General features: G+C 70.1%; 21 protein-coding genes. 17 read left to right on the top strand and 4 right to left on the bottom strand.

Going from position 1 to position 21,885, the window contains the following annotated elements; all coding sequences use genetic code 11:
* Together bla and PIQ37_RS15135 are read left to right on the top strand one after the other, a co-directional pair.
* A complete protein-coding gene (gene bla, locus PIQ37_RS15140; RefSeq protein ID WP_342074070.1) occupies window positions 1–909 on the top strand; it encodes a class A beta-lactamase in 909 nt (302 codons plus the stop codon).
* Between the two features lie 307 nt (window positions 910–1,216).
* Window positions 1,217–2,140 (top strand): alpha/beta hydrolase, encoded by a 924-nt coding sequence (locus tag PIQ37_RS15135; RefSeq protein ID WP_342074138.1) that lies wholly within the window; start codon window positions 1,217–1,219, stop codon window positions 2,138–2,140.
* 148 nt (window positions 2,141–2,288) lie between these two features.
* Here the strand turns inward: PIQ37_RS15135 and PIQ37_RS15130 are convergent, their stop codons facing one another.
* The gene (locus PIQ37_RS15130) at window positions 2,289–4,445 is read right to left on the bottom strand and encodes a phosphocholine-specific phospholipase C (protein ID WP_342074069.1); all 2,157 of its coding nucleotides are present in this window, start codon (window positions 4,443–4,445) and stop codon (window positions 2,289–2,291) included.
* Window positions 4,446–4,515: 70 nt separating this feature from the next.
* Entirely contained in the window at window positions 4,516–6,912 is a 2,397-nt protein-coding gene (locus PIQ37_RS15125) for a TonB-dependent receptor (protein WP_342074068.1), read from the bottom strand.
* Window positions 6,913–7,396: 484 nt separating this feature from the next.
* Between PIQ37_RS15125 and PIQ37_RS15120 the strand changes: the two genes are divergently transcribed.
* Both PIQ37_RS15120 and PIQ37_RS15115 read left to right on the top strand, forming a co-directional pair.
* Window positions 7,397–8,680, top strand: a complete 1,284-nt coding sequence (locus PIQ37_RS15120; RefSeq protein WP_342074067.1) for a cation:proton antiporter — start codon at window positions 7,397–7,399, stop codon at window positions 8,678–8,680.
* Window positions 8,681–8,751: 71 nt separating this feature from the next.
* Window positions 8,752–9,093, top strand: a complete 342-nt coding sequence (locus PIQ37_RS15115) for an FmdB family zinc ribbon protein (protein WP_342074066.1) — start codon at window positions 8,752–8,754, stop codon at window positions 9,091–9,093.
* A gap of 169 nt (window positions 9,094–9,262) precedes the next feature.
* On the opposite strand, the gene PIQ37_RS15110 is transcribed toward PIQ37_RS15115, so the two are convergent.
* Window positions 9,263–10,216, bottom strand: a complete 954-nt coding sequence (locus PIQ37_RS15110; RefSeq protein WP_342074065.1) for a DUF3011 domain-containing protein — start codon at window positions 10,214–10,216, stop codon at window positions 9,263–9,265.
* A 157-nt stretch (window positions 10,217–10,373) separates the two neighbouring features.
* On the opposite strand from PIQ37_RS15110, the gene aspS reads away from it, so the two are divergent.
* The 6 genes from aspS (at window position 10,374) to PIQ37_RS20685 (ending at window position 14,055) form a co-directional block, all read left to right on the top strand.
* Entirely contained in the window at window positions 10,374–12,158 is a 1,785-nt protein-coding gene (aspS, locus tag PIQ37_RS15105) for an aspartate--tRNA ligase (protein WP_342074064.1), read from the top strand.
* Window positions 12,159–12,191: 33 nt separating this feature from the next.
* On the top strand, window positions 12,192–12,500 hold the full coding sequence (locus PIQ37_RS15100; protein WP_342074063.1) for a DNA primase: 309 nt from the start codon (window positions 12,192–12,194) through the stop codon (window positions 12,498–12,500).
* Window positions 12,501–12,503: 3 nt separating this feature from the next.
* Window positions 12,504–13,022: a GNAT family N-acetyltransferase gene (locus PIQ37_RS15095; protein ID WP_342074062.1), complete on the top strand. Its 519-nt coding sequence runs from the start codon at window positions 12,504–12,506 to the stop codon at window positions 13,020–13,022.
* A gap of 88 nt (window positions 13,023–13,110) precedes the next feature.
* Window positions 13,111–13,422 carry an I78 family peptidase inhibitor gene (locus PIQ37_RS15090; protein ID WP_342074061.1) on the top strand — a complete coding sequence of 104 codons (312 nt, stop codon included), beginning with the start codon at window positions 13,111–13,113 and terminating at the stop codon, window positions 13,420–13,422.
* Window positions 13,423–13,429: 7 nt separating this feature from the next.
* Window positions 13,430–13,849 carry an esterase/lipase family protein gene (locus tag PIQ37_RS15085; RefSeq protein WP_407136760.1) on the top strand — a complete coding sequence of 140 codons (420 nt, stop codon included), beginning with the start codon at window positions 13,430–13,432 and terminating at the stop codon, window positions 13,847–13,849.
* Window positions 13,813–14,055 (top strand): hypothetical protein, encoded by a 243-nt coding sequence (locus PIQ37_RS20685; protein ID WP_407136759.1) that lies wholly within the window; start codon window positions 13,813–13,815, stop codon window positions 14,053–14,055. Before PIQ37_RS15085 ends, PIQ37_RS20685 begins: the two co-directional genes overlap by 37 nt.
* Window positions 14,056–14,147: 92 nt before the next feature.
* On the opposite strand, the gene PIQ37_RS15080 is transcribed toward PIQ37_RS20685, so the two are convergent.
* Window positions 14,148–15,044 (bottom strand): hypothetical protein, encoded by an 897-nt coding sequence (locus tag PIQ37_RS15080; protein ID WP_342074060.1) that lies wholly within the window; start codon window positions 15,042–15,044, stop codon window positions 14,148–14,150.
* Between the two features lie 283 nt (window positions 15,045–15,327).
* On the opposite strand from PIQ37_RS15080, the gene PIQ37_RS15075 reads away from it, so the two are divergent.
* From PIQ37_RS15075 to tolQ, 7 genes are all read left to right on the top strand, one after another.
* Window positions 15,328–16,062: a YebC/PmpR family DNA-binding transcriptional regulator gene (locus PIQ37_RS15075; protein WP_209229715.1), complete on the top strand. Its 735-nt coding sequence runs from the start codon at window positions 15,328–15,330 to the stop codon at window positions 16,060–16,062.
* Window positions 16,063–16,228: 166 nt separating this feature from the next.
* Window positions 16,229–16,741 carry a crossover junction endodeoxyribonuclease RuvC gene (gene ruvC / locus PIQ37_RS15070; protein WP_081613235.1) on the top strand — a complete coding sequence of 171 codons (513 nt, stop codon included), beginning with the start codon at window positions 16,229–16,231 and terminating at the stop codon, window positions 16,739–16,741.
* 124 nt (window positions 16,742–16,865) lie between these two features.
* Complete coding sequence (ruvA, locus tag PIQ37_RS15065; protein ID WP_017907444.1) at window positions 16,866–17,450, top strand: Holliday junction branch migration protein RuvA; 585 nt, start codon at window positions 16,866–16,868, stop codon at window positions 17,448–17,450.
* Between the two features lie 58 nt (window positions 17,451–17,508).
* The gene (locus PIQ37_RS15060) at window positions 17,509–19,422 is read left to right on the top strand and encodes a potassium transporter Kup (RefSeq protein ID WP_017907445.1); all 1,914 of its coding nucleotides are present in this window, start codon (window positions 17,509–17,511) and stop codon (window positions 19,420–19,422) included.
* Window positions 19,423–19,553: 131 nt separating this feature from the next.
* On the top strand, window positions 19,554–20,588 hold the full coding sequence (ruvB, locus tag PIQ37_RS15055; RefSeq protein WP_342074059.1) for a Holliday junction branch migration DNA helicase RuvB: 1,035 nt from the start codon (window positions 19,554–19,556) through the stop codon (window positions 20,586–20,588).
* Window positions 20,585–21,088: a tol-pal system-associated acyl-CoA thioesterase gene (gene ybgC, locus PIQ37_RS15050; RefSeq protein WP_342074058.1), complete on the top strand. Its 504-nt coding sequence runs from the start codon at window positions 20,585–20,587 to the stop codon at window positions 21,086–21,088. The genes ruvB and ybgC overlap by 4 nt, the downstream gene beginning before the upstream one ends.
* Window positions 21,085–21,861, top strand: a complete 777-nt coding sequence (gene tolQ, locus PIQ37_RS15045; protein WP_043091800.1) for a protein TolQ — start codon at window positions 21,085–21,087, stop codon at window positions 21,859–21,861. The genes ybgC and tolQ overlap by 4 nt, the downstream gene beginning before the upstream one ends.
* Window positions 21,862–21,885: the final 24 nt, after the last annotated feature.

The raw sequence follows: 21,885 nt of genomic DNA, 5'->3' as shown, positions 1-21,885 counted from the left end.
ATGCTGACGAGACGACGGTTCCTGCAGGGCGTGGGAATGGGCGCGAGCCTGCTGGTCGTGGCTGGTGCGCAGGCAAAAACCGCTAAAAATCCGGCGCCGACGCTACCGCAGCGGCTGGCCGAGATCGAGCGGCGCAGTGGTGGCCGGCTCGGCGTGAGCCTGCTCGACGGCGGCGGCGCGACGCTCGGCGGACAGCGTCAGGACGAGCGCTTCCCGCTGTGCAGCACCTTCAAATTTGTATTGGCGGGGGCGGTGCTGCAGCGGGTCGACCGCGGCGAGCTGGCCCTGGAGCGGCGCTTGCCCGTGCGCAAGGCGGATCTGCTGGCGAATGCGCCGGTGTCCGAGCGCCATGTCGGCGGCACGCTCAGCGTGGCCGAGCTGTGCCGTGCGGCGATGATCTATAGCGACAACACCGCGGCCAACCTGCTGCTGCCGCTGGTCGGCGACCCGCCCGGGGTGACCCGCTTCCTGCGCGCGCTGGGCGATACGCAGACCCAACTGGACCGCAACGAGCCGGGCATGAACGACTTCGTCGCCGGCGATCCGCGCGACACCACCACGCCGGCCGCGATGGCGGCGACGATGCGTGCCCTGTTGCTCGGCGACGTACTGCAGCCGGTGTCGCGGCAGCGCCTGATTGCCTGGATGCGCGACAACCGTACCGGCAACGACTGCCTGCGCGCCGGACTGCCGGCGGGCTGGCAGATCGGCGACAAGACCGGCAGCAACGGCACCGATACCCGCAACGACATCGCCATCGTGTGGGCGCCGGGACGGCCCACGCCGCTGCTGCTGACCGCCTATCTCAATGGCGCCACGGTCGACAGCGCCGCGCGCGACGCGACGCTGAAAGCGGTGGCGCAGGCGGTCGTGGCCTCGCTGCCTGCGCAGACGCGGCGTACCGGCTAGGCGGCGTTGCGCGCGCTGTATCGCCTGCGTTCGCTGCAATCGCGCCGGATGCAGGTCGCTCTCCCGTAGGAGCGGCTCCAGCCGCGACAGGCTTCACCGCGAAGGTCCGTCGCGGCTGATCCCACAAACGGGAACAGCAGCCATGCGTACGAGACGCTGCTCGCGAGCAGCGGCGACGCCACGTGCCGATGCCGCATGCGATCGCCTGCGTTGCACCCAACGGCCACAGCCGTCGCGGCCGTCCTGTGGTCCCTTCCATTCCCCATCCTGTTCGGAGCGTCCCATGCGTCGATTCGTGTGCTGTTCGTTGGCCATCGCCCTCGGTCTGTTCGCCCACGCCGCGCAGGCGCGGGTGTGGGAGCCCTCGCCCGGCCATGTGCAGGTGCCGATCTGGCCCGGCGCGGTGCCGGATGCCTTGCCGCATCCGAAGCCGGAAACGGCTGGACCCGGGGCCAGGATCGACAACGTCAGCCGGCCGACCATGACCGTGTACCCGGCGCAGGGCCACAACACCGGCGCCGCGGTGGTGGTGTTTCCCGGCGGCGGCTACCAGATGCTGGCGATGGACCTGGAGGGCACGGAGATCTGCGACTGGCTGGTCTCGCGCGGCATCACCTGCGTGCTGTTGAAGTACCGCGTGCCGAACTCCGGGCCGACCTGGGTCAACGACCGGCGCTACTACCCCAAGGTGCAGACCGCGCTGCAGGACGCGCAGCGCACGCTGGGCCTGGTGCGCCGGCAGGCCGCCACCTGGGGCGTGGACCCGCACAAGATCGGGGTGATGGGCTTTTCCGCCGGCGGCCACCTGGTGGCGGCGGTGAGCACGCACTTCGCCCAGCGCACCTATCCGCTGGTGGATGCCGCCGATCGCGTCAGCTGCCGCCCGGACTTCGCCATCGCCGTGTACCCGGGCCATCTGTGGGTGCACGAAGACGAGGACGCCGACACCCGCAATCCCACCGATCTGGCGTTGCGTCCGGACATCCACGTCGTCGCCGACACCCCACCGACCTTCCTGCTGCAGGCGCAGGACGACTACGTGGACGGCGTCTCCCAAGTGCTGGCGTACTACGTCGCGCTCAACCATGCCGACGTGCCGACGGAAATGCATATCTACGCCAAGGGCGGCCATGCCTTCGGCCTGCGCGCCAAGAACCTGCCGATCGCGCAATGGCCGCAACTGGTCGAGACCTGGCTGCGGACGCTCGGGGTGCTTGTGAGCCGTGATTAGGGAGTGGGGATTAGGGATTCGTAAAAGCGGCATCCGTGCGAGTCGGGCTTAGGTCGCGCTATTCGGAATTGGCGGAAACGCATCAGCGTGCAGGTGCTGCTCTTGCGAATCCCGACTCCCGACTCCCGACTCCCGAATCCCACCCGCCTCAGACGGGTCCGGGGCCTTGATAGTCGGGCGGGCTCTCCTGATACAGCCGCGCCGGCCCGCCCATCGCCGGGTCGCTGATGCCGGGCTTGCCGGTTTCCACGCGGCCGGCCAGGCGCTGGCGGGCGTTGTCCTGGACCAGCCACAGGTCGTACCAGCCGCCGCTCGGCTTGGCGCTCCAGCGCATGCGCTGCTCGGCGCCGGGCGCCAGCGTCACCCGTTGGCGCGGTTGCGCCTGTGCATAGGCGGCCGGTTCCAGGGACACGCCGAGCGGGGCGGTGCCGGGATTGCGCAGGACCAGGCACAGCGCCTGTGCGTCGTCCGGGTCCTGGGCGATGTCGGCCTGCAGCAGCGGGGCGCTCAGGTCGCCGCGGTAGTGGCGGTGGAAGCCGTTGGGGCCGAGCAGCCACAGGTCGTAGCTGCCGTCGTAGGTGGTCCAGGCGCCGTCCAGGGTCGCGCCGGTGCCCACCGTGTAGCGACGTGGGATCGCGTCGAGGAGGTAGCGGTCGTAGACGTGCAGCACGGTCGCTGCGCCGGTGTTGGTCATGCGCAACTGCACCTCGCCGCGCTCGAGCACGTACTGCATCTGCACTGTCGGCCGATACGGCAAGGCGCGTGCGCGGCGCACGCCGAACGCCTGGCGCGGTGCCTGCAGCTGCGCCGGCAGCGGTGGCACTGCGTGATCGTGCAACGCCGCGGCGCGCGCAGCCGCCTCGCGCACGTCCGGCAGGTCGGCGACGAACGGGCGGGTGTCGGCCTGGCGGAAGTCGAAGGCGTCCAGAAGATCGCCGCAGACCGCGCGGCGCCACGGGGTCAGGCCGGCGGCGGCGACGCCGAAGCGGCGCTCCAGCAGGCGCAGCACCGAGGTGTGGTCGTAGACCTGCGAATCGACCCAGCCGCCGCGGCTCCACGGCGAGATCACGTACAGCGGTACGCGCGGGCCCAGGCCATAGGGACGCCCGCGCAATTCCGGCGGATCGGCCTTGGCGTCGCCCGGCGCCGGATGCAGGTGGTATTCGCCGTCGGTGTCGACGCTGGAGGCGCCGGCCCAGCCGCCGGCCGCCGACGGGTCGGGCGAGGGCGGCGCCGGCGGCGGCACGTGGTCGAAGAAGCCGTCGTTCTCGTCGAACATCAGCAGCAGCGCGGTGCGCGCCCACACCTTGGGGTCGGCAGTCAGCGCGTCGAGCACGCGCGCGGTGTAGGCCGCGCCCTGTGCCGGGCTGGACGGATCGGGATGCTCGCTGCCGGCGGCGTCGGCGATGATGAAGCTCACCGATGGCAGCCGTGCGGCCAGCACGTCCTCGCGCAACTGCGCCAGGCTGCGGCTGGAGACGCCGCGCGCGCGCAGTTGCGTATCGTGCCCGGGCGCACCGCGCCAGGCCGCGCGGAACGGCGCGAAGCCGGCCAGCGGGTTGTCGGTGAAGTTGTCGGCCATGTCCTGGTAGATCTGCCACGACACGCCGGCCTGTTGCAGCGCCTCGACGTAGCTGGGCCAGCGGTAGTCGTCCGGATCGCCGCCCAGTTCCGGGAAGTTGTCGTGCGAATTGGCGATGACCGGGCCGCCGGCGCGCGCATGCGGATCGTTCTGCCCGGTCCACAGGAACACGCGGTTGGGATTGGTGCCGGCCTGGATCGCGCAGTGGTAGGCGTCGCAGACGGTGAAGGCCTCGGCCAGGGCGAACTGGAACGGCAGGTCGTCGCGTTCGTAGTGGGCCAGCGCGTGGTCGCGCTTGGCCGCCGGCCACCGGCCCATGCGGCCGTGGTCCCAGGCCTGCTGCGCGTTCGGCCAGGTATGCGGGGTGCCCTGCACGCGCATGGTGGCGAAGTCGCGCGCGGTGCGCAGCGGGAACGGCGCCAGGTGGCGGCTGCCGTCGGCGCTGGGCTGCAGCCACACCGTGCGCGGTGCGGTGCCGGGCAGCGGCGGGGCGGGGATCGGGAAGCGGTCGCCGAAGCCGCGCACGCCGGCCAGGCTGCCGAAGTAATGATCGAAGGCGCGGTTCTCCTGCATCAGGATCACCACGTGCTGCAGGTCGTCGAGGGTGCCGCTGCGCACGTCCGGGGCGATCGCCGCGGCACGGGCGATGCTCGGCGGCAGCAGTCCGGCGGCGCTGGCGGTGAGGCCGGCGCGGAGCAGCCGGCGGCGGGTCAGGTCGGTCATGTCGGTCCAGGGAAACGCAAAGCGGCGGCAGCCGGGATCGGCCGCCGCCGCGAGACTGCCACGGCGCCGGTTACAGGTCGACCATGAAGGTCAGGCCGACGGTGCGCGGCGGCGCGATGAAGGCGCTGTCGCTGCCGTCCACGCCGTTGAGGTAGCGCTTGTCGGTGAGGTTGCTGATCACCAGGTCCAGCCTGGCCTGCTGCAACTGCGGGCTCAGTCCGCCCAGGGCGATGCCGAGATTGGCGTCGAAGGTGGTCACCGCATCCAGCGCCGCGCTGTTGGCTGCGTCTAGGTAGCGCCGGCCCAGGTAGCGGCCGGACAGGCCGCCGTGCCAGCGCTGGCCCTGCCAGTCGGCCGACAGCACCAGGGTCTGCCGCGGCTGGCCGATCACCTGCGAGCCCGGTGCGATCTCCAGCGCCTGGTCGCGCGCGGCGTTGCCGCTGCCCAGGTAGGTCGCCTTGTTGTAGGTGTAGGCGCCGTTGAGCCGCCAGCCGTTGTCCCAGGCGTAGCCCAGTGCCAGCTCCACGCCGCGCGCGTGCACGCCGCCGAAGTTCTCGTAGACGCCGTCGGTCTCGCCCAGGTAGTCGATGCCGGTGACGAAGTTGGCCGGCACGTAGACGATGCGGTTGTCGAAGCGGATGTCGTACAGGGTGATGCTGCCGGTCAGCGGCCAGCGGCTCATGCGCAGGCCGACCTCGATGTTGTCGGCGGTTTCCGGCTTGACCTTGCTCAGCACCAGCGGATCGGTCTCGCCGAGCACGCCGGAGGGAATCGCGGCGAAGTTCTGCGAGAAGCCGGCGAAGGCTTCCACGCCCTTGAGCGGCGTGGTCCAGGTCAGGCCGGCGGAGAACAGCGGATCGGAGTGCGAATCCGATTCGATGTGCGCGGCGTCGCCGATGCGGCGGTCACGGGTCTGGTCGACGAAGAACTGCTTGACGCCCACGCGCCAGGCGAAGTCGCCGTAGCGCATCACGTCCTCGGCGTAATACATCTGCTCGTCGGTGCGGTAGTCGTCCTTGAACTGCACCCAGTACGGCACGTGGTCGAAGGCGATATTGGTGCCGACGTTGAGCAGGCGGTGCCAGTCGCGGGTGACGCTGCGGTCGTAGCGTTCCAGCCACAGGCCGCCGCGCACCGTGTTGTGCAGCCCGCCGAAGTCCTGCGCCCATTCCACGTCGGCGGTGACGCCGCCGCGCTGGTTGTCGTAGTGGCTGTGGCGGTAGGACTGCACCGGCAGCGAGCCGGCCGGGTAGCAGGCCGGGTTGGACTCGGCCGGCAGGGTCGCGGTGTCGGCGCAACCGGGCAGCATGCTCGCCGCCGCGCCGCCCGGGGTGACGAAGTAGAGCTTGCCCAGGGCGCTGCCGCCGTACACGGTGTGGCCGCCGGTGTATTCGGACTCGGGACGCCCGGCACCGTCGTTGGTGACGTCCACCAGATAGGGCGGGATCCAGTCGCCGCGGCCCTGCATGCGGTGCGCATAGCCGGTCAGCGTGGCCTTGAAGCCGTTGCCGCCGTCGAACAGGCCGCGCAGGTAGCCGAAGGTGTTCTTGCGCAGCGCGCGCGAGCCGGAGCGGTAGTTCTGGTCGTAGTAGGGGATGCCGGTGAGCGTGCCGGTGAGCAGGTCGTGGTCCGGGTCGGTGGCGAACTGTGCCGGAGTGACGCTGCTGTACTCCGATTCGTTGGCGTCGTCGTAGGACAGGTAGCCGCTGAGCGTCCACGCGCCGAGGTCGCTGACGAACTTGCCGGCCAGATGGTCGCGGGTGGTGTGGCCGCTGCCGTCGATCCAGTCGTCGTTGCTGGCGTGCGAGCCGCTGACCCAGGCGCGGGTGCCGCCGAGGTCGCCGCTGTCGTAGCGGGCGTAGTACTTGCGCGCCTGGTTGTCGCCGATGCCGAAGGCCATGCGCACGCGCTGCTGCTCCAGCGGCTCGCTGGTGAGGAAGTTGAGGGTGCCGCCCAGCGCTTCGTTGGAGCGCGAGGCGATGTCGGCGGTGCCCTGGCTGACCTCCACCGTCTCCAGGTCCAGCGTGTCGATGAAGCGGTTGGCCTTGGAGCCGCCGCCGTAGGCCGAGCCGCCGTTGGGCACGCCGTCGATGGTGGTGCCGATCTGCTGGTCGTCGCGATTGGTGACGAAGCCGCGCATGCTGATCTGCGTGCCCCAGTCGGAGGAGCCGAACGCATCGGCCTCGGTGGCGATCACGCCGGGCAGTTCGTTGAGCGCGTCGTTGACGCTGCTCATCGCGAACTGGCGGTCCAGCGCTTCCTTGCTGACGTTGATCTTGGCGTAGGTGGTGGCCTGGCCGAGCACCTGCACCTGGTCCAGGGTCGAGACGCGGTCGCTGCCGTCGGCCGGTGCGGTGCCGTCGGCGCCGTCGCTGGCCTCGGCGGCATGGGCGCAGGCGATGCTGGTGGCCAGCGACAGGGCCAGCAGGGTGCGGGCGGGGGTGCGGAAATGTGCCGAAACGGTCATCGGGTGCGCGGCTTGCTTGAGGGGCGCTCATGGTCCGATCGAGCGGTTTCGTGCGTGTGACCGCGATCTTGCGAATCCATGCATCGTGCGTAAATCGGCATGAAAGATGCCTGGCGCGATGCTCCGGTGCGCGCCCGCAGCAGGGGCCGCGCGCCGCCGAGGCGGTCGCGGCGGCCTCCGTCGCTTTCCGGGAGGGGCGTTGGCGTGCGCCCCCCGGAGCTTGGACGGTCGGCCGCCGGAATTGCCTTCAGCGAGATCACTGCGTGCGCAGCGCGGTCGGGATCCGTGTCGGGCACGTGTGCCGGCATGGGCGAGGGTTCCGTCGCAGCGAGGCGATGTCCTTGCTTGGTCGCGCCACGTCGCGCCAGTGCCGCACGGGGCGCGCGACCGCGGCTGGCGCCCGCCGTGATGGCGCACCACACAGCCGACCCGGCATCATCGCCGCTGCCGCCGCCGGCGGGACCGCCCTGGAATTTCCTGCCCGATGAGCCACGAACTGATCTACCTGCTGCTGATCTTCGCCCTGCTGGTGATCCCGCGCGCGCTGCAGCGTTTCAAGATGCCCGCGCCGCTGACCTGCCTGCTGTTCGGCATCATCGCGATGCTGGCGATGGGGCCGCGCGCGCACGACCCGGTGGTGACCCTGCTGGCCACGCTCGGCATCTCCTCGCTGTTCCTGTTCGCCGGCCTGGAAGTGGACCCGAAGGCGCTGCGTCGCGGGCTGTGGCCGCTGCTGCTGCACCTGGTGGTGCGCGGCGGCACCCTGTTCGGCGTGGGCTGGCTGGCCTGGCGCTACGCCGGGCTGTCGTGGCAGGCGGCCGGATTGCTGGCGCTGGCCCTGCTGACCCCGTCCACCGGTTTCATCATCGAGTCGCTGGGGCGGCTGGGGCTGGACGAAGAAGAGCGCTTCTGGGTCACCAGCAAGGCCATCGCCGGCGAACTGCTGGCGCTGGCGGCGCTGTTCGTGATCCTGCAGGCCGGCGATCCCTGGCAGATGGGCCTGTCCAGCCTGGCGCTGCTGGCGATGCTGGTCGGCCTGCCGCTGCTGTTCGTGGCCCTGGGGCGCTGGGTGGCGCCGCAGGCGCCGGGCTCGGAGTTCTCGCTGCTGGTGATGGTCGGCCTGATCGCCGCCTACATCACCTATTCGCTGGGCGTGTACTACCTGGTCGGTGCGTTCATCGCCGGGCTGGTGGCGCGGCTGCTGCGCCAGCGCATGCCGCTGCTGGCCTCCGATGAGAACCTGCAGGCGGTGCGCCTGTTCGCCTCGTTCTTCGTGCCGTTCTACTTCTTCAACGCCGGCACCAAGGTGCCGAGCGGGGCCTTGAGCCTGCAGGCGCTGGGTCTGGGCCTGGCCCTGACCGCCTGCGTGCTGCCGCTGCGCATCGGCATCCTCTGGCTGCAGCGGCGGGTGCTGTTCGGCGAGGGCGCGCGCAGCAGCCTGCGGGTGTCGCTGGCGCTGTCGCCGACGTTGATCTTCACCCTGGTGCTGGCCGGCATCCTGCGCGACCGCTTCGCCATCGCCGACGCTCTGTTCGGCGCGCTGCTGCTGTACGCGGCCCTGACCACGTTGCTGCCGGCGCTGCTGCTGCGGATGCCGTTCGACGTCAGCCCGCTGGAGGCGGCACCGGCCGCGCCGGCAGATCCCGCGTCGGCGCAGGTACCGACGGCGCCGGATGAGCCGGTCGCCGAGGCACCGGTGGCGCCCGCACCGACCTCGCCGGTGGATGCGCCGGAGACCGCGCCGCGGCCCCAGCCCGGGCCGGCATGAGCGGGAACGCTTGAAAGCCGGCGTGCGGCCCCCATACTGGCCGCCTCCGTTGCTCTCGCGTTTTTGCCGCCATGCCGATCTACGCTTTCCAATGTGCCGCGTGCGGTCACAGCTTCGACCGCCTGCAGAAACTGTCCGATCCGGATCCCGAGACCTGCCCGTCCTGCGCCGCCCCGGCGGTCAAGCGCCAGCTCACCGCGCCGGCGTTCCGCCTGTCGGGCAGCGGCTGGTACGAGACCGACTTCAAGAAGGACGGCGACAAGAAGCGCAACCTGGCCGAGTCGGGGAGTAAGGCCAGCAGCGGGGACAGCAAGCCCGCGGCCGCCGCGGCGACGTCCGATGCGCCGGCCAAGCCCGCTGCGGCGGCCACGCCTGCCGCAGCGCCTGCCGCGGCCAAGCCTGCGGCGACCTGAGTCTCGCCAGGCCGCGCCAAGCCCGCGGCCTCTCGTAGGAGCGGCTTCAGCCGCGACCCGGTCTTGCCCGGTCGCGGTCAATCCAAAAAGGGGCAGGCGCCGCCCCAAACTCGACGTATCACGCCATGCATCGGGCCGCGCGGCACGCCACGCGGCCCGTCGCCTTGGCTCAGCGCGCCCCGAAGCGCGCCCGGCAGCCGCCGTTGACCCACACCGTATTGCCTTCGTAGCCCCAGGTGCGGCCTTCCGCGCAGGTGGTGCCGGACAGCTGTTCGATCAGTTCAGGGCGGCCCTGGCGGCGGTCCCAGGCGCAGGTGCGCAGGCGCTTGTCGTCGCTGCTGCAGGTCACCGTGTAGCCGCTGTCCAGCGGCGGCCGGCCCGGCCCCCAGCCACCGCCGCCGCGGCCCTGGGCGAACTCGCCGCGACAACCGTCGTCGACCCATACCGCGCCATCGCGCGAGCCCCAGGTGCGGCCCTCGATGCAGCGGGTGTCCGACAACTGCCGCACCAGCATGGCGTTGCGCCAGCCGGTCGGGCACACGCGCTGGCGCTGGTCCTGGCTCTCGCAGCGTACGGTGCCGGCCACGCCGCCACTGCCGCCGCCGTCGCCCCAGTTGCCGCCCCAATTGCCGCGACCTTCGACGAAGCGGCCACGGCAGCCCTGGTCCACCCACACCACGCCGGGCGCCGAGCCCCAGGTGCGGCCTTCGATGCAGGGCGAGGCGGACAGGGTGCCGACCAGTCGCGCAGGCCCGCGGAATGGCGTTGCGCATTGCTGGCGGCGGCGGTCGTTGCTGGAGCAGGCGACGGTGCGGCCGTCGAAGCCCGGTTCCTGCCGCCAGCCGCCGCCGCTGCCGCGCAGCGAGGTGGCGATGTCCTGCTGGATGTTGCCGAAGCCCCAGCCGCGGTCAATCTGGTCCAGGTAGAACTCGAGCTGGTCGTCGGGAATCTGCCGGCCGCGCGACTGGTCGGCGTACTCGCGCTCGATCACCCGGACCCGGCCGGGGACCGACAGTTGCCGCAGGTCCTGCGGCGCGTAGGCGCGGGCGCTCTGGGCCGCGGCCGGGGCGCTGGACAGGGCCAGCGCGGCGATCACCAGGCAGCCACCAAGGTGCTTCAACATGGGTTCTCTCCTCCCCGTGAATGGTGCGCGGACTATAGCCGCAGGCCAACTTAAGCCAGGATGAGTCATGCGCGATTTGCCCGGGCCGACGCGCCGCCGCAGAATACCGGGCTTACCGGCGCCTTCTGCGCCGGGCGCCCCCTGTTTGGAGCTAGCGATGCGTACCCACTTCTGCGGCCTGGTCGACGAGACCCTGATCGGCCAAACCGTCACCCTGGCCGGCTGGACCGACGTGGCCCGCAACCTCGGCGGCGTGTGCTTCATCGACCTGCGCGACCACGAAGGCATCGTGCAGGTGATGGTGGAGCCGGAGAACGCGGAGGTGTTCAAGGTCGCCGCCAGCCTCGGCTACGAGGACGTGCTGCAGGTCGAGGGTGTGGTGCGCGCGCGGCATGCGGTCAACGACAAGCTGCGCAGCGGCAAGGTCGAGGTGATCGCCACCGCCATCACCGTGCTCAACAAGGCCGCGCCGCTGCCGTTCCACGCGCACGAGAACCCGGGCGAGGAAACCCGCCTGAAGTACCGGTATCTGGACCTGCGCCGCCCGGAGATGCAGCGCATGCAGCGCACCCGCATCAAGCTGGTGCAGGCGCTGCGCCGCTACCTGGACGAGCGCGGCTTCCAGGACATCGAGACGCCGATCCTGACCAAGGCCACCCCGGAAGGCGCGCGCGACTTCCTGGTGCCGGCGCGCATGCACCCGGGCGAGTTCTACGCGCTGCCGCAGTCGCCGCAGCTGTTCAAGCAGATCCTGATGGTGGCCGGCTTCGACCGTTACTACCAGATCGCGCGCTGCTTCCGCGACGAGGCGCTGCGCGCCGACCGCCAGCTCGAGTTCACCCAGCTCGACATGGAGTTCGCCTTCGTGCGCGAGCGCGACGTGCAGGACTTCGTCGAAGCCATGGTCCGCGCCATCTTCAAGGAGGTGGTCGACGTCGAGCTGGCCGCCGAATTCCCGCGCATGACCTGGGCCGAGGCCATGCGCCGCTACGGCTCGGACAAGCCGGACCTGCGCATCGCCCTGGAACTGACCGACGTGGCCGAGCTGGTCAAGGACAGCGACTTCGCGGTGTTCAGTGCCGCGGCCGCCGATCCCGACGGCCGCGTCGCCGCGCTGCGCATTCCCGGCGGCGCCAGCCTCTCGCGCAAGCAGATCGACGAGTACGCCGCGCACGCCGCCAAGTACGGCGCCAAGGGCCTGGCCTATATGAGGGTCAAGAATCTCGCTGATGGAAAATTTGGTGGAGTCGAGCTGGAGCATGACGTTGATGGGCCGATCGTTAAATTCCTAACTAATCAGCAAATCAATGCGATCTTGTCCGCGACCTCAGCTTCGAACGGCGACATCTTGTTCTTCGGCGCCGGCGCCTACGGCAAGGTCTCCGACTTCATGGGCGCGCTGCGCCTGAAGGCCGGCAAGGACTTCAACCTGGTCGCCGACGGCTGGCGGCCGCTGTGGGTCACCGACTTCCCGATGTTCGAGTGGGACGAGGAGGCGCAGCGCTACGTGGCCCTGCATCACCCGTTCACCGCGCCGGCGGTGGACGACATCGCCGAACTGCGCACGCACGCCAAGACCGCGGTGTCGCGCGGCTACGACATGGTGCTCAACGGCAACGAGATCGGCGGCGGTTCCATCCGTATCCACCGCCCGGACATGCAGAGCGCGGTGTTCGAACTGCTGGGCATCGGCGCCGAGGAAGCGCGCGCCAAGTTCGGCTTCCTGCTGGATGCGCTGAACTACGGCGCGCCGCCGCACGGCGGCATCGCCTTCGGCATCGACCGCATCGCCGCGCTGATGGCCGGCACCGAGTCGATCCGCGACGTCATTCCGTTCCCCAAGACCACCGGCGCGCAGGACCTGATGACCGACGCGCCGTCGCCGATCGCCGACGCACAGCTGGCCGAAGTGCACGTGCAGGTGCGTCCGCAGGCGCAGTGATCCCTTTCTTCCAACCGTAGCGCAGGCCGACACATGAGCGAGACCGCATTCAATCTGGAGTGGGAAACCCTCGGCAACGAGGGCGCAGTGGAGGCCATCGTCACCCAGCGCGCGCGCGTGTTCGGCGGCTGGCTGGTGCGCGCCGGCAGCGGCGCCAACGCGCCGCTGGCGTTCGTGCCGGATCCGGAGGGCCGTTGGGACGGCGAGGACTTCGGCGAGGACGATTACGAGTACGAGGAAGACGACGAGGAAGAAGAGGACGAGGAAGAAGGCGAGGACGAGGACGACGGCGAAGAGGCCGATGCCGACGCCGACGCCGACGCGGCGCACCCGGCGCGCTGAGCCGTGCTGATCCGTCGCGCCACGCCGGACGATGCCGCGGCGGTGACCCGCATCGCCACGGCCACTTTCAGCGAAACCTTCGGCCATCTGTATCCCGCGCAGGACCTGCAGGCCTTCCTCGAGGAGGCCTATTCGCTGGAGCGCGCCCAGGTCGTGCTGGCGCATCCGGACTACGCGATCTGGCTGGTCGAGCACGACGGCGCCGTGGTCGGGCACGCCGCGGCCGGCCCCTGTGGCCTGCCGCACGCCGAGGTGCGTCCCGGCGACGGCGAACTGAAGCGCCTGTACCTGCTGCGTGCGCACCAGAACGGCGGCTGGGGCGCGCGGTTGTTCGAGACCGCCCTGGCCTGGCTGGAACGCGACGGCCCGCGCACGCTGTGGGTCGGCGTGTGGTCGGAGAACCTCGGTGCGCAGCGTTTCTACGCGCGCTACGGCTTCGAGAAGGTCGGCACCTACGAATTCCCGGTGGGGCAGGTGCGCGATCTGGAATTCATCCTGCGCCGGCCGCCGCGCGCGACCTGACGCCTGGCGCTGGGTCCCGCCGCGTCCACATCGCGGCAACGAGGGCGCGCTAGAGTGCAGGCCTGTTCAGTCTGCAGGAGAGCGCACCATGTTCCGACCGTGGATGGGAATCGCCGCCGTGTTGCCGCTGCTGGCCGCGTGCGCGCCGCCGGCGTCGTTGCAGCCGGCCAGCGCCGGGCCAAGCGTGCAGGGCGATGGCCGCTGCAATGTCGAGGCGGTGGCCTGGGCGGTGGGCCAGGAAGCCACCCAGGCGACCATGAGCCGGGTCTGGAAGGAGAGCGGCGCCGGCGTGGTGCGGCCGATCGCGCCCGGTCAGGCGGTGACCCGCGACCTGCGCCTGGACCGGCTCAACGTGTTCCTGGATGGCAGCAATCACATCGTTCGCACCACTTGCGGTTGAGGCGCCCATGGCCACCGCGCCGCAGGTGCTGTTGCTGCACGGCATCTGGAACGCGCGGCCGTGGCTGCTGCCGCTGGCATTGCGCCTGCGCCGCGCGGGCTGGCGGGTCGCCAGCTTTGGTTATTCGACCGCCTTCGGCGGCGCCGAGGCCGCGTTGCCGCGGCTGCACGCGCGCATCGAGCGCCTGGCCGCGACCGGTCCGGTGGCCCTGGTCGGGCATAGCCTCGGCGGCTTGATCGCGCTGCAGGCCTTGCAGCAGGCGCCCTCGTTGCCGGTGACCCGGGTGGTCTGCCTGGGCAGCCCCTTGGCGGGCAGTGCCGCCGCGCGCGCCTGGCGCAGCGGCGGCTGGGCGTGGCGCTGGGCCGCAGCGCGGCACTGTTGCAGCAGGGCGTGGCGCGCTGGAGCGGCCTGGCCGAGGTCGGCATGATCGCCGGCACCGTGGCGCGCGGGCTGGGCGCGCGCTTCGTCGCGCTGGGGCCGCACTCCGACGGCAGCGTGGCGCTGGCCGAGACCCGCGTGCCTGGCCTGGGCGATCACTGCCAGGTCCGCGCCAGCCACAGCGGCCTGCTGTTCTCGGCGCAGGCCGCGCGGCAGACCGCCGCCTTCCTGCGCGACGGCCGCTTCGCCGCCTGAGCCGGCCACCAACATCGATCGTCCGGTGGCGGCGGCCGGCGCCGCGTCGCGGTACATGCCACGACGGCGCCGGCACGGGGCGATGCCGTCGCTCAGGGCGTCACGAAGGTCTTCAGCCAGTCCAGCGTGGGGTTGAGCGCCCAGGCGGCGGTGCCGCTGCGGTAATTGCCGTCGACCAGGACGCCCGTGCACTGGGTGCCGGGATACCCGCCGAAGCCCATGAAGCAGTGGTCGGCGTAGAGGTCCTGCACTTCCCGGTCCTTGACGACGTACCAGCCGCTGCCGTTGCTGCGGAAGCACGACTGCTGCCCGTCGCAGCGCAGGCCGGTGACCAGTTGCGCCTGCGTGCGGGCGATGTTTTCGGTGCCGCCGACGAACATGTCGCGTTCGCCGTTGATGATGCGCAGGCGATCGGACGGCAGGCTGTGGTTGCCGTCGGCGATGCAGGAGGCCAGGTTGTAGTAGGCGGTGTAGGTCGCACCGGTGCCTTGGCCGAACGAGGCGGCGACCCGGGGATCGTAGTCGTGTGCCAGCACCGAGATGATCGAGCCCTGGCTGAGCCCGCCGGTCACCACGCCCTTGGAGCAATCGGCCTTGTCGCGGGCGCAGAGCTGGGCGATGGCGCTGTTGATGTTCTGCGCGTCGAAGATGGCCTTGGCGCGGTTGCCGATGACGCCGCAGCTGCCGAAGCTGGCGTTGTCGTACTCCACCGAGGCCGCCACGAAGCCCTTGGCCGCGGCGGCATTCACCGCGGCCATCGCCCAGTTGCTCTGGTAGTTCTCGCCGGTGCCACCGATATGCACGTAGACCGGGTACTTGCCCGTCGCGCGGGGTTCCTGGCCGCTGATCGAGTAGGTGGTGAGGCCGGCGCTGTAGCGGCCTCTGAAGGCGTCGGTCTGGGCGCTGGCCAGGCCCGGGGCGGCAAGCGCGAGCAGGCCCAGGCAGCGCAGGGCCAGAGAAAGGAACGGGGCGGGGGTGGTGCGGGACATGACGGATCTCCTTTCGGTGCGATGGAAAGCGGGCGCGACTTACGCGTTCAGCCTCCAGGTGGGGCGTGACAGTTCTGGCAGCGATGTGGCGCGCATGGGTAGACAGTCCGCCAAGGTTCGACCGGCAGCACTGGTCGGCGCGCGCTGGAGTGGGCGCCGGCCGGGGAACGGGCGGCATGCGCCGGTCGCACGCGCGGTCGGTCGTCGGCGCGGCCAGGCCGCGGGATGTGCGCGGCATCAGGTAAAATCCGCGTCTTGTCCTTACAACTGTCCGGAACGCCCCATGGGTAGAGGCCCCTCGATCGAAGCCCGCAAGAACGCATCCGATGCGAAGCGCGGCAAGATTTTCACCAAGATCATCCGCGAGATCGGCGTCGCCGCGCGCGCTGGCGGCGGCGATCCGTCCAACAATCCGCGGCTGCGCGTGGCGATGGACAAGGGGCTGGCCTCGAACATGTCCAAGGACGTGATCGAGCGCGCGATCAAGAAGGCCACCGGCGAACTGGAAGGCGTGGAGTACGAGGAAGTGCGCTACGAGGGCTACGCCCCGGGCGGGGTGGCGGTGATCGTCGACTGCCTGACCGACAACCGCGTGCGCACCGTGGCCGACGTGCGCCATGCCTTCAGCAAGTGCGGCGGCAACATGGGCACCGACGGCTCGGTGGCCTTCATGTTCAAGCGCCTGGGCGTGCTCAGCTTCGCCGCCGGCGCCGACGAGGAGAAGATCACCGAGGTTGCGATCGAGGCCGGTGCCGACGACATCGTGGTCTACCCCGAGGACGGCGCGATCGACGTGCTGACCGCGCCGGAGGCGTTCCAGGCGGTCAAGGACGCCATGGATGCGGCCGGTCTGGCCGCCGACCATGCCGAAATCACCTTCCGCGCCGACAACGACATCGCCGTGGACGGCGACACCGCGGTGCAGGTGCGCAAGCTGCTGGACATGCTGGAAGACCTGGACGACGTGCAGAACGTCTATTCCAACGTCGACCAGGCCGCGCTGAGTGACGGGGGCTGAGACCATGAAACCCGGGGCCCGGGGCCCAAGACCCGGAACCCGGAACGGCGTCGTGCCGGTGCCGGAGGCATTGCCGACGGCGGTGGTTGTCTCGGGCAACGCTGCCAGGACACGCACGGCTGTTGCCAATCCCCAATCCCCACTCCCCAATCCCGGCACTACGCGCATCCTCGGCATCGACCCCGGCTCGCAGCGCACCGGCGTGGGCATCATCGACGTGGACGCGGCCGGCCGTACCCGGCACGTGCACCACGCGCCGCTGGTGCTGCTGGGCGAGGGCGACTTCGCGCTGCGGCTCAAGCGCCTGTTGCACGGGCTGGATGCGCTGATCGAGGAATACCGGCCGCAGGAAGTGGCGATCGAACGCGTGTTCATGGGCAAGAGCGCCGACGCGGCACTGAAGCTCGGCCATGCCCGCGGCGCGGCGATCTGCGCGGCGGTGCTGCGCGAGTTGCCGGTGCACGAGTACGCCGCCAAGGAGATCAAGCTCGCCGTGGTCGGCAAGGGCGCGGCGGAGAAGCAGCAGGTGCAACACATGGTCGGTCTCATGCTGAGCCTGACCGGCAAACTTCAGGCCGACGCCGCCGACGCACTGGCCGTCGCCATCACCCATGCCCACGTGCGCGCCACCGCGCAGCGCCTGGGCGTCAGCACGCAGCAGGCGTGGAGTAGAAAATGAGTGTAGCTGGGATTCGGGAGTGGGGATTGGCGATTGGCAACAGCCGGGCGCATGCGCGCCGGCCCCGCTTTGGCGAATCCCCAATCCCCAATCCCCAATCCCGGCGCCTCCAGGGAGGCGCCCCATGATCGGCCGTCTGCGCGGGATCCTGGCCTACAAGCAGCCGCCGTGGCTGGTGATCGACGTGGGCGGGGTGGGCTATGAGCTGGAGGCGCCGATGAGCACCTTCTACGACCTGCCCGATGTCGGCCGCGACGTGATCCTGTTCACCCACTATGCGCAGAAGGAGGACAGCGTGTCGCTGTACGGCTTCCTGCGCGAGGGCGAGCGGCGGTTGTTCCGCGACGTGCAGCGGGTCAGCGGCATCGGCGCGAAGATCGCGCTGGCGGTGCTGTCCGGGGTCAGCGTCGACGAGTTCGCGCGGCTGATCACCGCCGCCGACGTCACCGCGCTGACCCGCATCCCCGGCATCGGCAAGAAGACCGCCGAGCGCATGGTGGTGGAACTGCGCGACCGTGCGGCCGACTTCAGCGGTGGTGCGCCGATCACCGGACAACTGGGCACCGACGCGGTCTCCGAGGCCACGGTGGCGCTGCAGCAGCTCGGCTACAAGCCGGCCGAGGCGGCGAAGATGGCGCGCGACGCCGCCGCCGACGGCGACGAGGTCGCCACGGTGATCCGCAAGGCCCTGCAGGCGGCGCTGCGCTGACCTCGGGTCGGCTCGGCTCCCCGCTCTTTCTTCACGTTCTGGCGCTACTCTTCCCACCATGTCCAGCTCCTCCAGTTCCGCCGCCCGCCCGGGCAGCCACGATCCGCACGCCAAGACGGGCTTTGGGGTGATGCTGACCGCCATCGGCGTGGTCTTCGGCGACATCGGCACCAGTCCGCTGTACACGCTCAAGGAAGCGTTCTCGCCGCACTACGGGCTGACCCCGGACCACGACACCGTGCTGGGCATCCTGTCGCTGGTGTTCTGGGCGCTGATGCTGGTGGTCACGGTCAAGTACGTCACCGTGATCATGCGCGCCGACAACGACGGCGAGGGCGGCATCATGGCGCTGACCGCGCTGGCCCAGCGCACCCTGCCGGGCGGCTCGCGCTCGATGTACGTGGTCGGCATCCTCGGCATCTTCGGCGCCTCGCTGTTCTTCGGTGACGGCGTGATCACCCCGGCCATCTCGGTGCTGTCGGCGGTGGAAGGCCTGGAGGTGGCCGCGCCCAAGCTGGAACCGTTCGTGGTGCCGATCACCCTGGTGGTGCTGGGCATGCTGTTCATGGCCCAGCGCTACGGCACCGAACGGGTGGGCAAGGCGTTCGGCCCGATCACCCTGGTCTGGTTCGTGGCCCTGGGCGCGATCGGCGTCTACAACATGACGCGCGCGCCGGAAGTGCTGCACGCGCTGAACCCGTGGTGGGGCGTGCGCTTCTTCGCCGAACACAACTGGCACGCGGTGTTCGTGCTCGGCGCCGTGGTGCTGGCGGTGACCGGCGGCGAGGCGCTGTACGCGGACATGGGCCATTTCGGCGCCAAGGCGATCCGCCGCTCGTGGCAGTGCGTGGTGCTGCCGATGCTGACCCTGACCTACCTGGGGCAGGGCGCGCTGGTGCTGCGCGACCCGGCCGCGGTCAGCAACCCGTTCTACGAGGCGGTGCCGGAGTGGGCGCTGTACCCGATGATCGTGCTGGCCACCGCGGCCACGGTGATCGCCTCGCAGGCGCTGATCACCGGCGCCTACTCGGTGGCCAGCCAGGCCATGCAGCTGGGCTACATCCCGCGCATGCACATCCGCCACACCTCGCACTCCACCATCGGCCAGATCTACGTGCCGGCGGTGAACTGGTGCCTGCTGGCGCTGGTGGTGGTGGCGGTGATCGGCTTCGGCGACTCCACCTCGCTGGCCACCGCCTACGGCGTCTCGGTCACCGGCACCATGCTGATCACCACCGTGCTGATGGTCATCTACGCGCGCGCCAACCCGCGCGTGCCGGCGCCGCTGCTGTGGCTGTTCGCCCTGGTCTTCCTGGCCGTGGACTGCGCGTTCTTCTACGCCAACATCATCAAGTTCCTGGACGGCGCCTGGTTCCCGCTGCTGCTGGGCCTGATCCTGTTCACCCTGATGCGCACATGGCGCCGCGGCCGCAAGCTGCTGCACGACGAGATCCGCAAGGACGGCATCAAGCTCGACACCTTCCTGCCCGGGCTGATGCTGGCACCGCCGGTGCGCGTGCCCGGCACCGCGGTGTTCCTGACCGCCGACCCGATGGTGGTGCCGCATGCGCTGATGCACAACCTCAAGCACAACAAGGTGCTGCACGAGCGCAACGTGTTCCTGACCGTCGAAACCCTGCAGGTGCCGTACGCGGCGGCCGGGCAGCGCTTGAAGATCGACGCGATCGGCGACGAGTTCTACCGGGTCTACGTGCGCTTCGGCTTCATGGAGACCCCGGACGTGCCGCTGGCGCTGATGCGCTCCTGCGATCAGGGCGGGATCTACTTCGACCCGATGGACACCACCTATTTCGCCAGCCGCGAGACCATCGTGGCCAGCGCCAACCGCGGCATGCCGATCTGGCGCGACAAGCTGTTCGCGGTCATGCACCGCAACGCCGCCCCCGCCACCGGTTTCTTCCGCATCCCCGGCAATCGCCTGGTGGAACTGGGCGCGCAGGTGGAGATCTGAGGCCGCCTGCGGCGGCCGGGATTGGGGAGTCGGGATTCGGGATTGGTCAAGGCCATGGCGCCGAGACCGTCCCACAGCCGATACTATTGCGCTACCAATCCCGAATCCCCATTCCCCACTCCCGGCTCTAAATGGACCGCATCATCGCCAGCAGCGCCACCCGCGAGGATGACGCGGCCGAGGCCAGCATCCGCCCCAAGCGGCTGGACGACTATCTCGGCCAGCAGCCGGTGCGCGAGCAGCTGTCGATCTACATCGAGGCGGCCAAGGCGCGCGGGGAGGCGATGGACCATGTGCTGATCTTCGGGCCGCCGGGCCTGGGCAAGACCACGCTCAGCCACGTCATCGCCAACGAGCTGGGGGTCAATCTGCGGGTCACCTCCGGCCCGGTGATCGAGAAGGCCGGCGACCTGGCCGCGCTGCTGACCAACCTGCAGCCGCACGACGTGCTGTTCATCGACGAGATCCACCGCCTGTCGCCGGTGGTCGAGGAAGTGCTGTATCCGGCGATGGAAGACTTCCAGATCGACATCATGATCGGCGAGGGCCCGGCTGCGCGCTCGATCAAGATCGACCTGCCGCCGTTCACCCTGATCGGCGCCACCACCCGTGCCGGCCTGCTGACCGCGCCCTTGCGCGACCGCTTCGGCATCGTCCAGCGCCTGGCCTTTTACACCCCCGACGAGCTGGCGCAGATCGTGCGCCGCTCCGCCAGCATCCTCGGCATCGCCTGCAACGCAGACGGCTGCGCCGAGATCGCGCGCCGCGCGCGCGGCACCCCGCGCATCGCCAACCGCCTGCTGCGGCGGGTCCGCGACTTCGCCCAGGTCCGCGCCGGCGGGCAGATCGACCTGGCGGTGGCACAGGCTGCCACGCAGATGCTCAAGGTCGATGCCGAGGGCTTCGACGAGCTGGACCGGCGCATGCTGCGCACCATCATCGAGTACTTCGACGGCGGCCCGGTCGGCGTCGAGTCGCTGGCCGCCTCGCTGTCGGAGGAACGCGGCACCCTGGAGGACGTGATCGAGCCCTACCTGATCCAGCAGGGCTACCTGATCCGCACCGCCCGCGGCCGCATGGCGACCAACAAGGCCTATCTGCACTTGGGCCTGCAGCCCAAGCGGGATTCGGGAATGGGGATTGGGGATACAGGAGCGCTGTTTTGACCGCTATCGATCCGAACACACCGCCGTCCGGCGAATCCCCAATCCCCAATGCCCAATCCCCGCGTCTATTCAGTTGGCCGACACGCGTCTACTGGGAAGATACCGACGCCGGTGGCGTGGTCTACCACGCGCGCTACGTGGCCTTCCTGGAGCGGGCGCGCACGGAGTGGTTGCGGGCGCTGGGGTATGGTCAGGAGCGTCTGCGCCTGCAACACGATCTGGTGTTCGCGGTGCGCGCGATGCAGCTCGACTTCCTGCGCCCGGCGCGCCTGGACGATTCCCTGCAGGTCGGCGTCGCGCTGTCGCAGTGCAAGCGCGCCAGCCTGGTGTTCGCGCAGTCGATCCGCCGCGACGACGGGGAACTGCTGTTGCGCGCGCAGGTGCGGGTGGCCGCGCTCAGCGCCGGCAGCTTCCGCCCGCGCGGCATGGACGACGCGCTGCACGATGCATTGAAACTTCTTGAAATCACTGAAGCCGAATTACTGAGGAACGACGGATGATCGCATTGCTCCTGGCCCTGCAGGACACGGTGGTGGAGGCGCTGCCGCAGGACGTGACCCAGACCGCCACCCAGGCCGTCGCCAACACCGCCGCCCACGGCGGCATCAACTACCTGGACCTGATGGTCAAGGCCAGCCTGCCGGTCAAGGTGATCGTGCTGCTGCTGCTGCTCGGCTCGCTGATCAGCTGGGTCATCATCTTCCGCAAGGGCAAGGTGTTCAAGGACGCCAACCGCGAGGCCGACGACTTCGAGAACCGCTTCTGGTCCGGCACCGACCTGAGCAAGCTCTACGCCGGCGCCACCGACCGCAACCGCGTGGTCGGCGGCCTGGAGGCGATCTTCGAGGCCGGGTTCCGCGAATTCACCCGCCTGCGCGACAAGCGCCGGCTCGATGCGCGCATCCAGCTGGAAGGCGCGCAGCGGGCGATGCGCGCCACCTACGCGCGCGAGGTCGACCGCCTGGAACGCAACCTGGAACTGCTCGCCAACATCGGCTCCACCGCGCCCTACGTGGGCCTGGTCGGCACCGTGTTCGGCATCATGGTGACCATGCACGACATGATCAACAGCGGCCAGCAGGCGGGCATCGCCGCGGTCGCGCCGGGCATCTCCGAGGCGCTGTTCGCCACCGCCATCGGCCTGTTCGTCGCGATCCCGGCGGTGTGGGCCTACAACCGCTTCACCACCCGGGTCGAGCGCCTGGCCGTGCGCTTCGAGACCTTCTCCGAAGAGTTCAGCTCCATCCTGCAGCGCCAGGCCAGCGGCGACTGAGCGTCGCCCGCCTGCCCACGACTC

Source organism: Xanthomonas protegens (assembly GCF_038442435.1).
Lineage (GTDB): Bacteria > Pseudomonadota > Gammaproteobacteria > Xanthomonadales > Xanthomonadaceae > Xanthomonas_A > Xanthomonas_A sontii.
Note: the sequence above shows the minus strand (reverse complement) of the source record. Positions and strands in the feature narration are given on the sequence as shown.

Excerpts from the sequence above, each read along its gene's own strand:
- tolQ (WP_043091800.1), top strand. The coding sequence starts at position 21,085 with ATGATCGCATTGCTCCTGGCCCTGCAGGACACGGTGGTGGAGGCGCTG.
- aspS (WP_342074064.1), top strand. The coding sequence starts at position 10,374 with ATGCGTACCCACTTCTGCGGCCTGGTCGACGAGACCCTGATCGGCCAA.
- PIQ37_RS15130 (WP_342074069.1), bottom strand. The coding sequence starts at position 4,445 with ATGACCGACCTGACCCGCCGCCGGCTGCTCCGCGCCGGCCTCACCGCC.
- PIQ37_RS15060 (WP_017907445.1), top strand. The coding sequence starts at position 17,509 with ATGTCCAGCTCCTCCAGTTCCGCCGCCCGCCCGGGCAGCCACGATCCG.
- PIQ37_RS15080 (WP_342074060.1), bottom strand. The coding sequence starts at position 15,044 with ATGTCCCGCACCACCCCCGCCCCGTTCCTTTCTCTGGCCCTGCGCTGC.
- ruvA (WP_017907444.1), top strand. The coding sequence starts at position 16,866 with ATGATCGGCCGTCTGCGCGGGATCCTGGCCTACAAGCAGCCGCCGTGG.
- bla (WP_342074070.1), top strand. The coding sequence starts at position 1 with ATGCTGACGAGACGACGGTTCCTGCAGGGCGTGGGAATGGGCGCGAGC.
- PIQ37_RS15100 (WP_342074063.1), top strand. The coding sequence starts at position 12,192 with ATGAGCGAGACCGCATTCAATCTGGAGTGGGAAACCCTCGGCAACGAG.
- PIQ37_RS15110 (WP_342074065.1), bottom strand. The coding sequence starts at position 10,216 with ATGTTGAAGCACCTTGGTGGCTGCCTGGTGATCGCCGCGCTGGCCCTG.
- PIQ37_RS15075 (WP_209229715.1), top strand. The coding sequence starts at position 15,328 with ATGGGTAGAGGCCCCTCGATCGAAGCCCGCAAGAACGCATCCGATGCG.
- ruvB (WP_342074059.1), top strand. The coding sequence starts at position 19,554 with ATGGACCGCATCATCGCCAGCAGCGCCACCCGCGAGGATGACGCGGCC.
- PIQ37_RS15125 (WP_342074068.1), bottom strand. The coding sequence starts at position 6,912 with ATGACCGTTTCGGCACATTTCCGCACCCCCGCCCGCACCCTGCTGGCC.
- PIQ37_RS15090 (WP_342074061.1), top strand. The coding sequence starts at position 13,111 with ATGTTCCGACCGTGGATGGGAATCGCCGCCGTGTTGCCGCTGCTGGCC.
- PIQ37_RS15120 (WP_342074067.1), top strand. The coding sequence starts at position 7,397 with ATGAGCCACGAACTGATCTACCTGCTGCTGATCTTCGCCCTGCTGGTG.
- PIQ37_RS15085 (WP_407136760.1), top strand. The coding sequence starts at position 13,430 with ATGGCCACCGCGCCGCAGGTGCTGTTGCTGCACGGCATCTGGAACGCG.
- PIQ37_RS15115 (WP_342074066.1), top strand. The coding sequence starts at position 8,752 with ATGCCGATCTACGCTTTCCAATGTGCCGCGTGCGGTCACAGCTTCGAC.